The organism is Variovorax sp. EBFNA2 (genome assembly GCF_033802765.1).
In the GTDB taxonomy this organism is placed as follows: domain Bacteria; phylum Pseudomonadota; class Gammaproteobacteria; order Burkholderiales; family Burkholderiaceae_C; genus Variovorax; species Variovorax paradoxus_H.
Genome location: NZ_CP138496.1, coordinates 4584192 through 4597840, shown reverse-complemented (window position 1 = coordinate 4597840; position 13649 = coordinate 4584192). Strand labels below are relative to the sequence as shown.

Genomic DNA, 13649 nt, shown 5'->3' with positions numbered 1-13649 from the left:
GTTCTCGTTGGTCATGTAGGGGAGGGGCGCATTTCCGCGCCCCGCTCCCTCGTCTTCCCCGTCCCCGATGAACACCCGCTCTTCCTCCTTTTCTCCCGCCCTGCGGCTGCTGTCCCGCGTCGCGGCCGCCGTGTTTGGCGGCTACGCGCTGGCCTCGGCCGCCGCCGTCTTCCTGGCCGCCGTGCTGCCGTCCGGCCGTGCCGAGGCCGCGCTCGGGGGCATGCAGTTCAGCTTCGCGGTCTACACCGTCGCCGTGATCTGGGCGTTCGCGCCCGTGTCGCTGCCGCGCGCCTGGGCCGGCCTGGTGTTGCCGGCCGTGGTGCTGGCCGGACTCGGCCTGGCCTTGCGCGGCGCGGGAGGCGGGGCATGAGCACGCCGGCAACCAAGGCGCCCTCGCAGGGCGGCGGTTTCCGCCAGGCCCAGGCCTGGCTGCACACCTGGTGCGGCCTGTGGTTCTCGTGGCTGTTGTTCGCGGTGTTCCTCACCGGCACGCTGGCTGTGTTCGACGAGCCCATCACCCACTGGATGACCCCGGAGCACCACGCCGAGGAAGCCGCCGCGGCGGCCAAGAAGGCAAAGGGCGAACCCACCGCAGACCGCGCGCAGCGCCTGGCCTGGGGCATGGCCTACATGGCCAGGCACCACCCGGGCGCGCCGATGTGGGAGTTGTGGCCTTCGGACGCGCAGGGCGGCGGCGAGCTGCGCGTGTTCTGGTTCGATGCCAACCGGGAGTACGTGGGCGTGACGCTCGACCCCGTCACCGGCAAGCCGCTGAACGACGAGCCCGGCCACGCGGCACGCGCCACGCAGGGCGGTCACCACTTCGTCGACTTTCACTACGAGCTGCATGCCGGCACCGTCGGCCTCTGGATCATCGGCATTGCGACGATGGCGATGCTGGTGGCGCTGGTGTCGGGCGTCATCACGCACAAGCGCATCTTCAAGGACTTCTTCACCTTCCGGCCGAAGAAGGGCCAGCGCAGCTGGCTTGACGCGCACAACGCCGTGGCGGTGCTGACGTTGCCCTTCCAGTTCATGATCGCCTACACCGGCCTCGTGATCTCGGGCACCAGCTTCATGCCGGCCCCCAAGGTGCTGCACTACGGCACGGGCCCGGCGGCGCAGATGCGCTTCGTGTCGGAGCTGAGCGACAGCGAAAACCCCGTCGCCACCGGCCGCGCCATGCCCGTGCCCGTGCTCGAACCGTTCGCCGCGCGCGGCCAGGAGCGCATGGGCCAGCCCGTGCGCGCGGTCGTCATCGACCACCCGGGCGACGCGGGCGCGCGCATCGGCGTGTACGGATGGAACGGCGACGACGATTCGCTGCGACGGCTCAGCGCTGCCACGACCGGCATGGTGCAGTTCTCGGCCGCCACCGGCGAGGTGCAGCGCGTGCGCCTGCCGGGCGCCGCCGACGGCGGCGCCACCATGACCGCGCAGTCGGCCATGGGCGGGCTGCACATGGTCACCTTCGGCGGCTGGCCGATGAAGTGGCTCTACTTTCTATGCGGCCTCGCGGGCACCGCGATGATGGGTTCGGGCGCCGTGCTGTTCATCGTCAAGCGCCGGCAGAAGCACCTCGGCGAGTTCGGCGGTGCGACGGCGCGGGTCTACCGGCTGATTGAGGCGCTGAACGTCGCGGCCATCGCCGGGCTGGCCATCGCCTGCGTGGGCTACCTGTGGGCCAACCGGCTGGTGCCGGTCGGCATCGGGCACCGCGCCGACCGCGAACTGCAGGTCTTCTTCGCGCTGTGGGCGCTGGCGCTGGCGCATGCCTTCGTGCGCCAGCCGGCGCGCGCGTGGCGCGAGCAACTCGGTGCGCTCGCCGCGCTGTGCCTGCTGCTGCCGGTGGTCAACTTCCTCACCACAGGCGATCACCTGCTGGCGCAGCTGCTGCGCAGCGATTGGGAAAGCCTCGGGGTCGAACTGGGCGTGGTTGCTTTCGGCCTTGCGGCGCTGGGCGCGCTGCGTCATTTGCTGCGGAAGGGGGTGCGATGACGACGGTATGGGCTTCGTTGCTCGGCTTCGCGCTGGCGTATGCAGGCATGGCATGCCTGAGCTTTGCCATGGACCGGCACCACGAGCAGCTGACGCGCGGGCGCGACGTGCCTGCGCGCCGGCGCATCGTGTTGCGCGCGATGGGGGCCGTGTTGCTGGCCGCATCCGTCGTACCGTGCGTGATGGCGTGGGGCCCGACGGTCGGGCCGGTCGCGTGGCTGGGCTTCCTGTCGGCCGGGGCGTTGCCGGTGGCCTTGCTGTTGCCGTACCGCCCGCGCGCCGTCGCGTGGGGTGCCGGTGCTGCCGCCGTGGCCGGTGGTGTGGGGCTTGTGCCGGTGCTGGCGGGGCTGCTGCGCTGAGTGGCGAGCGCGGCGCCCGCCGTCAGTCCACCTTGATGGCTGGTGGTGCGCAAGTCGACGGGCGCACCCGCCACGCGCTGACGCGAAGACGAAAACAAATGCATCCGAAGGGCGGCGCGTTCACTTCGCGCCGAGAATCGTCGGCCATTCCCGGCCCCGTGTTCCGTTCCCTTTCCGCATGCGCTTTCGCCCCGTCTTCCTGCTTCTGTCCCTCGGTCTTTCCCTCCCGCTGCTGACCCACGCCGCGTCGCCGCGCACCTGCCTCGTCGTCGGCGTGAGCGATGGCGACACGCTCACCGCGCGCTGCGGTCGCAGCGGTGCCTATGAGCAGGTCAAGGTGCGCATCGCCGCCATCGACGCACCCGAGAAAGCGCAGCCCTACGGCCAGCGCAGCCGCCAGGCGCTGAGCCGCCTGTGCTACGCCGAGAAGGCCGTCATCACCGAGCGCGACACCGACCGCTACGGCCGCACCGTGGCCGACGTGCGCTGCAACGGCGAAGACGCCGGCCGCCGCATGGTGGCCGAGGGCTGGGCCTGGGTCTACGACTACCACGGCATCGTGAAGAAGCGCGGCGGCGACCTGTTCCGCCTCGAGGCGACGGCGCGCGCCCAGCACCTGGGCCTGTGGGCCGGCACGGCACCGACACCACCGTGGGACTGGCGGCGCGAACGGCGGGAGCAGCCGCGCAACCACAACAACAACAACGGCGGTGGTTCGCAGCCGTGGGGCGACGTGCGCTTCGAACCCTTGTCATGAGCGCCTGACGGCACCTCGCGACATCAATGGGTCAGCAGTGGCCCGAGTACCAGCAGCGCACTTCGGGCATGAGCAGGCCCCAGACGAAGCTGATGGCGCACACGACCAGCATCAGCAGCGCGAACATGCGCAGGCCCTCGGCGCTCCAGCGTGGCGCGAAGATGTTCACGAGAAAACCCGAGAGAAACCTGCCTTCGAGCCAGGCGGCGCCGCCCCAGCGCAGGATCCAGAGCCAGAACAGCGCATCGAGCGCATGAAACACGACCCACCAGAGCAACGTCATCGCGCGGCGTTGCTGTGACTCAGGACTCGCTGCGGCCCTGCACGTCGGCCACCACGCGCGCGTTGCGCTGGAAGCTCCAGTAGGCACTGGCCCAGTCCCACATCACGACGACGCGGTTGCGAAAGCCGATGAGGAAGTACGCGTGCGCGAACAGCCAGAACAGCCACGCGAACCGGCCGCTGAAGCGCAGCGGCCCGAAGGGCGTGCCCAGGTCGACCACGGCCGAGTTGCGCCCGATGGTGGCCAGGTTGCCGTAGTCGGCGTAGCGGAACGGCACGGTGGGCTGGCCCGCCAGTCGGCGCAGGATGTTCGCGGCCGCCGCGCGGCCGGCCTGCTTGGCGCCGGGCGACACGCCGGGCACCGGCTTGGGCGGCTTGCCGGGCGCGTGGCTCATGGCGGCAGCCAGGTCGCCCACCACGCTGATCTCGGGGTGGCCCGCCAGGCTCAGGTCGGGCTCGACCTTGATGCGCCCCGCGCGGTCGCACTCGACGCCCGTGGCGTTGCCGAGCAGCCGGCCCAGCGGCGAGGCCGCGACGCCGGCCGCCCACACCACACAGCTGCTGGGAATGCGGTAGCTCTGCAGCGGTGCGCCGTCGGGGCCGCCACCGGTCTGCACTTCGAGGCCGGCGTTGTCGATGGCGGTGACGCGCGCGTTCAGCCGCACTTCGACGCCGAGCCTTTCGAGTTGTTCGAGCGCCTTCTGGCTCAGGCTTTCGGGCATGGCCTGCAGCACGCGCGGGCCGCCCTCGACCAGCAGCACCTGCGCGCTGCCGGGGTCGATGCGGCGGAACTCGCCCGACAGCGTGTGCTTGGCGATCTCGGCCAGCGTGCCCGCCATCTCGACGCCGGTCGGCCCGGCGCCGATCACCACGAAGGTGAGCAGCGCGCGGCGGCGCTCGGGGTCGGTGGTGGTCTCGGCCGTCTCGAAGGACATCAGCACGCGGCGGCGGATTTCGAACGCGTCGGCCAGCGTCTTCAGGCCCGGCGCGGCGGGCGCCCACTCGTCGTGCCCGAAGTAGCTGTGCGTGGCGCCGGCCGCAACGATCAGGTGGTCGTAGGCCACGTGGCTGCCGTCGGCCAGCTGGATGCTGCGCGCGGCCGGGTCGATGCCCGTCACTTCGGCCAGTAGCGTGGTCACGTTGGCCTGCTTGCGGAACAGCGCGCGCACCGGCGCCGCGATCGACGGCGCCGCGAGGCCGGCGGTCGCCACCTGGTAGAGCAGGGGCTGGAACAGGTGGTGGTTGGTCTTGTCGATCACCGTCACATCGACGTCGGCCCGCTGCAGCTTGCGCGCTGCCTCGAGTCCGCCGAAACCGCAGCCGATGATGACAACGTGGGGGCGGGGCGAAGCAGGGGTGGTTTGCATCGTTCGAATCATACGCAGAGGCCCAGCGGCGATTGCACGCAGGACAGGCTCTTGCGGCGGCGAGGCGGCGGCGTCTTGTCCTACGTGGTCCTGTCACCGGTATGGGCTACAACTTCCCGTTGACCCGACTGGAGACTCCATGACGTTTTCCCGGCCGAACGCCCCCGTGGCGAACGCCCTGCGCGAGCGATTCCGCACGGTGCGCGCCGCCAGCCTGGCGCTCGCCGCACCGCTGTCCGCCGAGGACCAGTGCATCCAGTCGATGCCCGATGCCAGCCCGACCAAGTGGCATCTGGCGCACACGACGTGGTTCTTCGAGACCGTGCTGCTGCAGCCGCACGCGCCGGACTATCGGCCCTTCGATGCGCGCTTTCATTACCTCTTCAATTCGTACTACGAGGCGCTCGGGCCGCGCCACCCGCGGCCGCAGCGCGGGCTGCTCACGCGGCCGTCGCTCGACGAGGTGCATGCCTACCGCCGCCACGTCGACGAGGCGGTGCTCGCGCTGCTTGCGGCGCCCGGGAAGCTCGACTGGGCGGCCATCGAGCCGATCGTCGCGCTCGGCCTGAACCACGAGGAGCAGCACCAGGAGCTGCTGCTCACCGACATCCTGCATGCGCTGTCGTGCAACCCGCTGCTGCCGGCCTACAAGCCCGCGAGCGGCCCGGCGCTGCGGCTGGCCGCTATGCCGGCCGAGGTGCGCTGGCTGGCGCAGCCGGGCGGCACGGTCGAGGTCGGCCATGCGGGCGATGGCTTCTGCTTCGACAACGAGACGCCGCGCCACGCCGCCTTGCTGCGCCCCTACGCCATCGCCGACCGGCTGGTGAACTGCGGCGACTACGCCCAGTTCATTGCCGACGGCGGCTACCGGCGGCCCGAGCTGTGGCTGTCCGACGGCTGGGCCACGGTGCAGGCCCAGGGCTGGCGCCATCCGGCCTACTGGCTCGAAGCCGACGACGCGCGCATCGCCACCTTGGGGGCGGGCAGCGGCCATGCCGCGCCCAGTGGGTGGCAGGTGTTCGGCCTGCATGGCGTGCGGCCGATGGAGGCCGATGCGCCCGTGGCGCAACTGAGCTTTTATGAAGCTGCCGCCTACGCCGAATGGGCCGGCGCGCGGCTGCCGACCGAGTTCGAATGGGAGGCCGCCTTCGACGCGCCCGGCATCGCGCAGATGAGCGGCCACGTCTGGCAGTGGACGCGTTCGTCGTACGACCCGTACCCCGGCTTTCGTCCGCTGCCCGGCATCGCGGCCGAATACAACGGCAAGTTCATGGTGGGGCAGCTGGTGTTGCGCGGCGGCAGCGTGGCCACGCCGACCGGCCACACGCGGCCGAGCTACCGCAATTTCTTTCCGCCGGCGGCACGCTGGCAGTTCTCGGGGCTGCGGCTCGCGAAAGACCTTTGATCGACCTCGATGGAGCCGAGCACCATGCGCAACCCGACCACCTCTTCGTTCGCCCTCGCCAGCCACCTGCAACGCGAGGAAGAAGCCCCCACGCCCGACACCGCCCCGTGGTCCGAGTTCGGCCGCGCCATGCAGACGGGCCTGGCGCGCACGCCGCGCCACATCTCGCCCAAGTTCTTCTATGACGTGGCCGGTTCGCAGCTGTTCGACCGCATCTGCGAGCTGCCCGAGTACTACCCCACGCGCACCGAGCTGGGCATCCTCGGCGCCTGCGCCGGCGAGATCGCCGCGCAGATCGGGCCGAACGCCGAGATCGTCGAGTTCGGCGCCGGCTCGCTCACCAAGGTGCGGCTGCTGCTCGACGCGCTCGACTCACCCAAGCGCTACCTGCCGATCGACATTTCGGGCGAGCACCTCGAGGCCGCGGCGGCGCGCCTGAAGGCCGACTACCCGGCGCTCGCGGTGCAGCCCATCGCGGCCGACTACACCATGCCGCTCGTGTTGCCCGCGCCCATGGCCGGGGCGGGCCGGCGCGTGGGCTTCTTCCCCGGCTCGACCATCGGCAACTTCGAGCCCGACGAGGCGCTGGCGTTCCTGCAGCTCGCGGCGCGCATGCTGCGCGGCGGCGGCCTGCTGATCGGTGTCGACCTGGTGAAAGACCCCGACCGGCTGCACGCGGCCTACAACGATGCGCAGGGCGTGACGGCGGCGTTCAACCTCAACCTGCTGCGGCGTGCGAACGCGGAGCTGTCGGCCGACTTCGACCTCGACGGGTTCTCGCACGCGGCCTTCTACAACGCGCCGATGCGCCGCATCGAGATGCACCTCGTGAGCCGGCGCGCGCAGAGCGTGCAGATGCGCGGCGAGCAGTTCTCGTTCGAGGAAGGCGAAACCATCCACACCGAGTACTCGCACAAGTTCACCGTCGAAGGCCTGCAGAGTCTCGCGGTGCGCGCGGGCTTCCGCGTCGGGGCGGTGTGGACCGACCCCGAGCGGCTGTTCAGCGTGCACTGGCTCCTGAGTTGACTCGTTAGGTGTCCAGTCCCGCAAGGCACACGTACTTCACTTCAAGAAAGTCGTCGAGCCCGTACTTCGAGCCCTCGCGCCCCAGCCCCGATTGCTTGACGCCACCGAACGGCGCCTCGGCGGTCGACACCAGGCCGGTGTTCACGCCCACGATGCCCGATTCGAGCGCTTCGGCCACGCGCATGATGCGGCCGATGTCGCGGCTGTAGAAGTACGCGGCCAGGCCGAACTCGGTGTCGTTGGCCGCGGCGATGGCCTCGGCCTCGGTGTCGAACGCGAAGATCGGCGCCAGCGGGCCGAAGGTTTCTTCGCGCGCGAACAGCATGTCGGGCGTGGCGCCGCCGATCACGGTCGGTTCGTAGAACAGGCCGCCCAGCGCATGGCGCTTGCCGCCCGCGAGCACGGTGCCGCCCTTGGCGACGGCATCGGCCACGTGCTCCTCGATCTTCTCGACCGCCTTGGCGTCGATCAGCGGGCCCTGGTTCACGCCGGCTTCGGTGCCGTTGCCGACCTTCAGTGCGTTGACCTTGGCCACGAGTTTCTGCGTGAAGGCCTCGAGCACGCCGCGCTGCACGTAGAGGCGGTTCGCGCACACGCAGGTCTGGCCGGTGTTGCGGTACTTGGAGACCATCGCGCCTTCGACGGCCGCATCGACATCCGCATCGTCGAACACGATGAAGGGCGCGTTGCCGCCGAGTTCGAGCGACAGCTTCTTGATGGTGTCGGCCGACTGCTTCATGAGCGTGCGGCCCACCTCGGTCGAGCCGGTGAAGGTGAGCTTGCGCACGATCGGGCTGCGCGTCATCTCGCCGCCGATCTGGCTGGCCGAACCCGTGAGCACCGACAGCAGCCCCTTCGGCACGCCCGCGCGCTCGGCGAGCACGGCAAAGGCCAGCGCCGAGAACGGCGTCTGCGTGGCCGGCTTCACGACCATCGCGCAGCCGGCCGCGAGCGCGGGCCCGGCCTTGCGCGTGAGCATGGCGGTGGGGAAGTTCCAGGGCGTGATGGCCGCGGTGACGCCCACGGGCTGCTTCAGCGCGAGGATGCGGCGGTCGGACTGCGGCGCGGGAATGGTGTCGCCGTACACGCGGCGCGCTTCTTCGGCGAACCACTCGATGAACGAGGCGGCGTAGGCGATCTCGCCGCGGCTCTCGGCCAGGGGCTTGCCCTGCTCGGTGGTCATGATCAGCGCGAGGTCGTCCACGTTCGCGAGCATGAGGTCGTTGAGCTTGCGCAGGATGGCCGAGCGTTCCTTGGCGGGCACCTTGGCCCAGGCCTTCTGGGCCTTCTCGGCGGCGGCGATGGCGCGCACGGTTTCTTCGGTGCCGCACATCGGCACGGTGCCGATCTGCTCGCCGGTGGCGGGGTTGGTGACGGCGACGGTGGTGCCGTTGTCGGCATTCACCCAGGCGCCGGCGATGCAGGCCTGCTCGCGCAGCAGGGTCGGGTCTTGGAGCTTCAATGGCATGGCGGGTGTGTCTCAGGCTTGCAGCACGGCGGCGAGGATGTCGAGGCCTTCGCCGAGCACCGCGTCTTCGATGGTCAGGGGGAACAGGAAGCGGACCACATTGGCGTGCACGCCGCAAGTCAGCAGCAGCAAACCCGCGTCGCGCGCCCGGGTTTGCACCTGCTTCGTGAACGCGGCATCGGGCGAGCCGTCGGCCCCCGCGAACTCGACCGCCACCATCGCGCCCAGGCCGCGCACGTCCGAAATCTGCGGCACCTTCGCGCGCAACCCTTCGAGGCGCGCCTTGAGCCGGTCGCCCAGTATCTGCGCGCGCTCGCACAGCCGTTCGGCCTCGATCACGTCGAGCACCGCATGCGCCGCTGCAATGGCCAGCGCGTTGGCGGCGTAGGTGCCGCCGAGCCCGCCGGGCGCGGGTGCGTCCATGATCTCGGCGCGCCCGCACACGGCCGACAGCGGTGTGCCGCCGGCCAGGCTCTTGGCCATGGTCATGAGGTCGGGCACCACGTCGTAGTGGTCCATGGCGAACCACTTGCCGGTGCGCGCAAAGCCGGTCTGGATCTCGTCGGCGATCAGCAGGATGCCGTGGCGGTCGCAGATCTCGCGCAGCGCGCGCATGAACTCGGGCGGCGCGGCATAGAAACCGCCTTCGCCCTGCACGGGCTCCAGGATGATGGCGGCCACCTGCTCGGGCTCGATGTCGGCCTTGAACAGCTGCTCGATGGCGCGCAGCGAATCGTCCACCGACACGCCGTGCAGTGCGATCGGCGCGGGCACATGGAAGATGCTGCCGGGGAAGGGGCCGAACCCGGTCTTGTACGGCACCACCTTGCCCGTGAGCGCCATGCCCATGAAGGTGCGGCCGTGAAAGCCGCCGCCCAGCGCGATCACGCCGGGCCGGCGCGTGGCGGCGCGCGCGATCTTGATGGCGTTCTCGACCGCTTCGGCGCCGGTCGTGAAGAAGGCGGTCTTCTTCGCGTGCGTGCCGGGCGTCAGGCGGTTCAGGCGCTCGGCCAGCGACACCACGCTTTCGTACGGCACCACCTGGTAGGCCGTGTGGGTGAAGCAATCGAGCTGCGCGCGAATCGCCTCGACCACGCGCGGATGGCGGTGGCCGGTGTTGAGCACCGCGATGCCCGAGCCGAAGTCGATGTAGCGCCGGCCTTCGACGTCCCACAGCTCGGCGTTGAGCGCGCGCTCTGCGTAGATCGGAAAGCCGATGCCGATGCCGCGCGGCGTGGCGGCGATGCGGCGCGCGTCGATGGCGGCGTTGGTCTTGGATGTCATGCGAGGTTCCTTCGTTTGCTTGTGTTTGAGGGGCGCTCAGTGGCTGCCCGGTGCCACCATGCGATGGCGGATCTGGTCGGCGACCACGGCCACGATCAGCAGCGCGCCCAGCACCACCATCTGCAGGTACGAGCCCACGCTGGCCAGGTTCATGCCGTTCTGCACCAGGCCGATGAAGATCGCGCCCATCACCACGTTGGGCACGCGGCCGATGCCGCCGCGCAGGCTCACGCCCGCGATCACGCAGGCGGCAATCGATTCGAGCGCCACGGTGCCGCCGAGGTTGGCCTCGCCGGTTTCCACGCGCGCCGTGAGCAGCAGGCCGCTCACCGCCGCCAGGCCCGCGCACAGCAGGTAGGCCATGAGCAGCACGCGGCGGGTGTCGATGCCCGACAGCGCCGCGGCCTTGGCGTTGCCGCCCACGGCGAGCAGGTGCGTGCCGGTCGGCAGGCGGCCCATGAGCACGCCCATGCCGACCACGCACACGGCCGTCACGAGAATCGGCACCGGCACGCCGAGCACCGTGCCGAAACCGAACAGCTCGCTGAACTCCGCCGGCATGCCCGACACCGGCACGCCGCCCGTGAGGAACAGCGCAAAACCGAAGCCGATCGACTGCACGCCCAGCGTCACGATGAAGGGCGACACCCCGATCACCGCCACGCCGAAGCCGTTGACGAGGCCCACCACCAGGCCGGCGAGCATGCCGCAGGCGCAGCCCACGAGCACCACCATCCAGGCCGCGTCGGGAAAGGCCACGCCCAGCGCCTGCATGGCGAGCGCGGAGACCACCGAGGTGATCGCCATCACGGTGCCCACCGAGAGGTCGAAGCCGCCGGTGACCAGCGCCAGCATCTGGCCCATCGACACGAGGATGAGGTAGACCGACTGGCGCAGCAGGTTCACGAGGTTCTGCGCCGTGAGGAACTGGTCGGACAGCGTGGCGAACACCACGCAGGCAATCACCAGCATGAAGGGCAGCACGCCCAGGCGCAGGAAGAGGCTGCGCAGCAGGCCGAGGGCACGCCCGGCCAGGCCGGGCGTGGGGGCCGCCGGGGCGGCGATGAGGGAAGGCGAAGTCATGGGGATGGGTTCTCGCTGGGGCCGAAAAACAGGTTGAGCACGGCGGTTTCCTGGATGGCGTCGCCGTGCAGCTCGCCGGCGATCTCGCCGCGGCACATCACGTACACGCGGTGGCTCAGGTGCAGCACCTCGGGCAGGTCGGACGAGATCACGACCACCGCGGCACCGCCTTCGCAGAGCTTGCGGATCACCTCGTACAGCGCGCTGCGGGTGCCGACGTCCACGCCGACCGTGGGCTCGTCGAACACGTAGAGCGCGGCGTCGCGCGTCATGCCCTTGCCGAACAGCACCTTCTGCTGGTTGCCGCCCGAGAGCAGGCCCACGGGCCGTTCGAGGTTGCGCGGCGCGAGTTCGACGCGCTCGGCGGCCGTCGTCGAAAGCCGCCGCCCGAGGCGCTTGCGCAGCCAGCCGCCGCGACCGCGCAGCGGCCCGTGCACCAGCGGCAGGGTGATGTTGGCGCGCGACGTGAAGCCGAGCACCAGCCCTTCGCCCTTGCGGTCGGGCGGCAGGTAGAAGAGGCCGTCGTCGAGCAGCTGGCGCACCGTCGCGCCGGTGCGCGGCTGGCCCTTGAACAGCACGCGGCCTTCGCTCACGGGGTCGAGCCCGTAGATCGCGCGGAACAGCTCCGACTTGCCGCAGCCCACGAGGCCCGCGAGCCCGACCACTTCGCCGCGCCGCACCGTGAGGCTGGCATGGCGAACACCGTTGGGCGAAACGAGTCCTTCGACCTGCAGCACCACCTGGCCGGGGTTCGCCGTGATGCGCGGGTAGATGTTGTCGATGGCCCGCCCGCTCATGAGCTCGATGAGCCGGTCGGCGCTGGTCGCATGGGCCTCGACGGTCGTGACCTTGCGCCCGTCGCGCAGCACGGTGATGCGATCGGCGATCTGCGCGATCTCCTGCATGCGGTGCGAGATGTAGACGATGCCCACGCCGCGCGCCTTCAGCCGCGCCACCAGTTCGAACAGGCGCTGCGTCTCGGTGTCGGTCAGCGAGGCCGTGGGCTCGTCGAGGATCAGCACCGACACCTCGCCGCGCAGGCCCTTGGCGATTTCCACCATCTGCTGCTGCGCGCGCGTGAGGCCCGCCACGGGCGCATCGACGTCGATCTCGAAGCCCAGGTCGGCCAGCATCGTGCGGGCGCGCTTGCGCACCGCCGCACGGTCGAGCAGGCCGCCCTTGCACGGCTCTTCGCCCAGGCTCAGGTTCTGCGCCACCGACAGCGTGGGGATCAGCGAAAACTCCTGGAACACCGCGCTGATGCCGTGGCGCCGCGCGTCGTGCACGTTCGAGAATTTCACCGGAGCGCCGTGCATGCGGATCTCGCCCGCCGTCGGCACGTTGGCGCCGGCCAGCAGCGAGATCAGCGTGGACTTGCCGGCGCCGTTCTCGCCGAACAGCACGTGCACCTCGCCGGCGCGCAGCTCGAAGTCCACCGCATCGAGCGCCAGCACGCCGGGGTAGCGTTTGCCCAGGCCGAGGGTCTGCAGCAGCACAGGTGCCATGGCCGGCTTACTTGACCTCGAACACCGGCTTGAAGCCGGTCGGCGGCAGGATGTCGGCCTGCTTCACGCTCTTGATGTTGCTGCTGTCGACCACGAAGATCTTCGGGCCGACGTGCTTCACCACGTCCTTGTTCTCCAGCAGGCGCACGGCCTGGTCGACGGCGATGCGGCCCTGGATCACCATCGAGTCGGCGGGCGAGGCCACGATGCGGCCCTTCTGGATGCCTTCGTAGACGCCCGGCGTCATGTAGAACGAGAGCACCTGCACCTTCTTGTCGAGGTTGCGCGCGCGCAGGATGCCGGTGGCGGCCTCGGCCGTCACTGCCGTGCCGGCCACGTAGGCCAGGTCGGGGTTGCCCTGCAGCACGTCTTCGACCAGCTTGGCCTGTGCTTCCTTGCCGGTGTCGCCGTACTTCGGGTCGAGCACCGTCACGGCGCTGCCCTTGATCGCTTCCATGAAGCCCTTGTGCGCGGCCTCGACCCAGCCTGCGCCGGCCGGGCCCGGGAACCAGCCGACCTTCACCGCCGGCGAACCGGCAGGGTGCTTCTTGGCGAGGTACTCGCCGGTCGACTGTCCCATCGTGTAGAACGACACCAGCGACTTGGCCGACAGGTCGGGCGAGCTGATGCCGTTCACCAGGTCGATCACCGGCACCTTCCTGGCGGCCGTGGCCTTGATGACGTTGTTCAGTCCGTCGCCCGAGATCGCGCCGATGATCACCGCGTTGGCGCCGCGCGCCACGCAGTCTTCGATCTGCGAGACCTGCTTGCCCAGGTTGGTGTAGCCGCCCGCGTCGACCACCTGCAGCTTCACGCCCAGGCGGCGCGCCTCTTCGATCACGCCGTAGTCCACGCCGAGCCAGTAGGCGTCCTTCATGTGCGGGAACGACACGCAGATGTCCCACTTCTTCGACGCCTTGGCCAGCGGCGTGTAGTCGATGGGCTTCTTCGTGCCCTCGGCCGAGAAGGCGGGCTCGGTGGCTTCGGCCTTGTAGGGAAACCAGTCGGCGGCCGAGGCCGGGACGTGCCACGCCAGGGCGGCGGCGAGCGAAGCGGCGATCAATGAAACGCGCAGGGGCGAGCTGTTCATGAAGAACTCCTTGGGTGACAGCGGT

At 70.2% G+C, this 13649-nt stretch carries 13 protein-coding genes; 6 read left to right on the top strand and 7 right to left on the bottom strand.

Annotated features, from left to right (window positions below; translation table 11 throughout):
• Positions 1 to 67 precede the first annotated feature (67 nt).
• The 4 genes from RZE79_RS21640 (at position 68) to RZE79_RS21625 (ending at position 3114) form a co-directional block, all read left to right on the top strand.
• A complete protein-coding gene (locus tag RZE79_RS21640) occupies positions 68 to 370 on the top strand; it encodes a DUF3649 domain-containing protein (protein ID WP_319356769.1) in 303 nt (100 codons plus the stop codon).
• Positions 367 to 1998, top strand: coding sequence for a PepSY-associated TM helix domain-containing protein (locus tag RZE79_RS21635; protein WP_319356768.1), 1632 nt, complete (start codon positions 367 to 369; stop codon positions 1996 to 1998). The genes RZE79_RS21640 and RZE79_RS21635 overlap by 4 nt, the downstream gene beginning before the upstream one ends.
• The gene (locus tag RZE79_RS21630) at positions 1995 to 2357 is read left to right on the top strand and encodes a DUF3325 domain-containing protein (protein ID WP_319356767.1); all 363 of its coding nucleotides are present in this window, start codon (positions 1995 to 1997) and stop codon (positions 2355 to 2357) included. Before RZE79_RS21635 ends, RZE79_RS21630 begins: the two co-directional genes overlap by 4 nt.
• Before the next feature lie 178 nt (positions 2358 to 2535).
• Positions 2536 to 3114 (top strand): thermonuclease family protein, encoded by a 579-nt coding sequence (locus RZE79_RS21625; protein ID WP_319356766.1) that lies wholly within the window; start codon positions 2536 to 2538, stop codon positions 3112 to 3114.
• A 31-nt stretch (positions 3115 to 3145) separates the two neighbouring features.
• On the opposite strand, the gene RZE79_RS21620 is transcribed toward RZE79_RS21625, so the two are convergent.
• Entirely contained in the window at positions 3146 to 3397 is a 252-nt protein-coding gene (locus tag RZE79_RS21620) for a hypothetical protein (protein ID WP_319356765.1), read from the bottom strand.
• Positions 3398 to 3416: 19 nt separating this feature from the next.
• A complete protein-coding gene (locus RZE79_RS21615; protein WP_319356764.1) occupies positions 3417 to 4763 on the bottom strand; it encodes an NAD(P)/FAD-dependent oxidoreductase in 1347 nt (448 codons plus the stop codon).
• 139 nt (positions 4764 to 4902) lie between these two features.
• Here RZE79_RS21615 and egtB point away from each other — a divergent pair, with 139 nt between their 5' ends.
• On the top strand, positions 4903 to 6168 hold the full coding sequence (gene egtB, locus RZE79_RS21610) for an ergothioneine biosynthesis protein EgtB (protein ID WP_319356763.1): 1266 nt from the start codon (positions 4903 to 4905) through the stop codon (positions 6166 to 6168).
• A 24-nt stretch (positions 6169 to 6192) separates the two neighbouring features.
• The gene (gene egtD, locus RZE79_RS21605; RefSeq protein WP_373696497.1) at positions 6193 to 7194 is read left to right on the top strand and encodes an L-histidine N(alpha)-methyltransferase; all 1002 of its coding nucleotides are present in this window, start codon (positions 6193 to 6195) and stop codon (positions 7192 to 7194) included.
• Positions 7195 to 7198: 4 nt separating this feature from the next.
• Here the strand turns inward: egtD and RZE79_RS21600 are convergent, their stop codons facing one another.
• From RZE79_RS21600 to torT, 5 genes are read right to left on the bottom strand one after another with little or no spacing between them, the layout of a single operon-like run.
• Complete coding sequence (locus RZE79_RS21600; RefSeq protein WP_319356762.1) at positions 7199 to 8662, bottom strand: NAD-dependent succinate-semialdehyde dehydrogenase; 1464 nt, start codon at positions 8660 to 8662, stop codon at positions 7199 to 7201.
• Positions 8663 to 8674: 12 nt separating this feature from the next.
• The gene (gene gabT, locus RZE79_RS21595) at positions 8675 to 9946 is read right to left on the bottom strand and encodes a 4-aminobutyrate--2-oxoglutarate transaminase (protein WP_319356761.1); all 1272 of its coding nucleotides are present in this window, start codon (positions 9944 to 9946) and stop codon (positions 8675 to 8677) included.
• A 36-nt stretch (positions 9947 to 9982) separates the two neighbouring features.
• On the bottom strand, positions 9983 to 11029 hold the full coding sequence (locus tag RZE79_RS21590) for an ABC transporter permease (RefSeq protein WP_319356760.1): 1047 nt from the start codon (positions 11027 to 11029) through the stop codon (positions 9983 to 9985).
• A complete protein-coding gene (locus RZE79_RS21585) occupies positions 11026 to 12534 on the bottom strand; it encodes a sugar ABC transporter ATP-binding protein (RefSeq protein WP_319356759.1) in 1509 nt (502 codons plus the stop codon). The genes RZE79_RS21590 and RZE79_RS21585 overlap by 4 nt, the downstream gene beginning before the upstream one ends.
• A 7-nt stretch (positions 12535 to 12541) precedes the next feature.
• Complete coding sequence (torT, locus tag RZE79_RS21580) at positions 12542 to 13624, bottom strand: TMAO reductase system periplasmic protein TorT (RefSeq protein WP_319356758.1); 1083 nt, start codon at positions 13622 to 13624, stop codon at positions 12542 to 12544.
• Positions 13625 to 13649 lie beyond the last annotated feature (25 nt).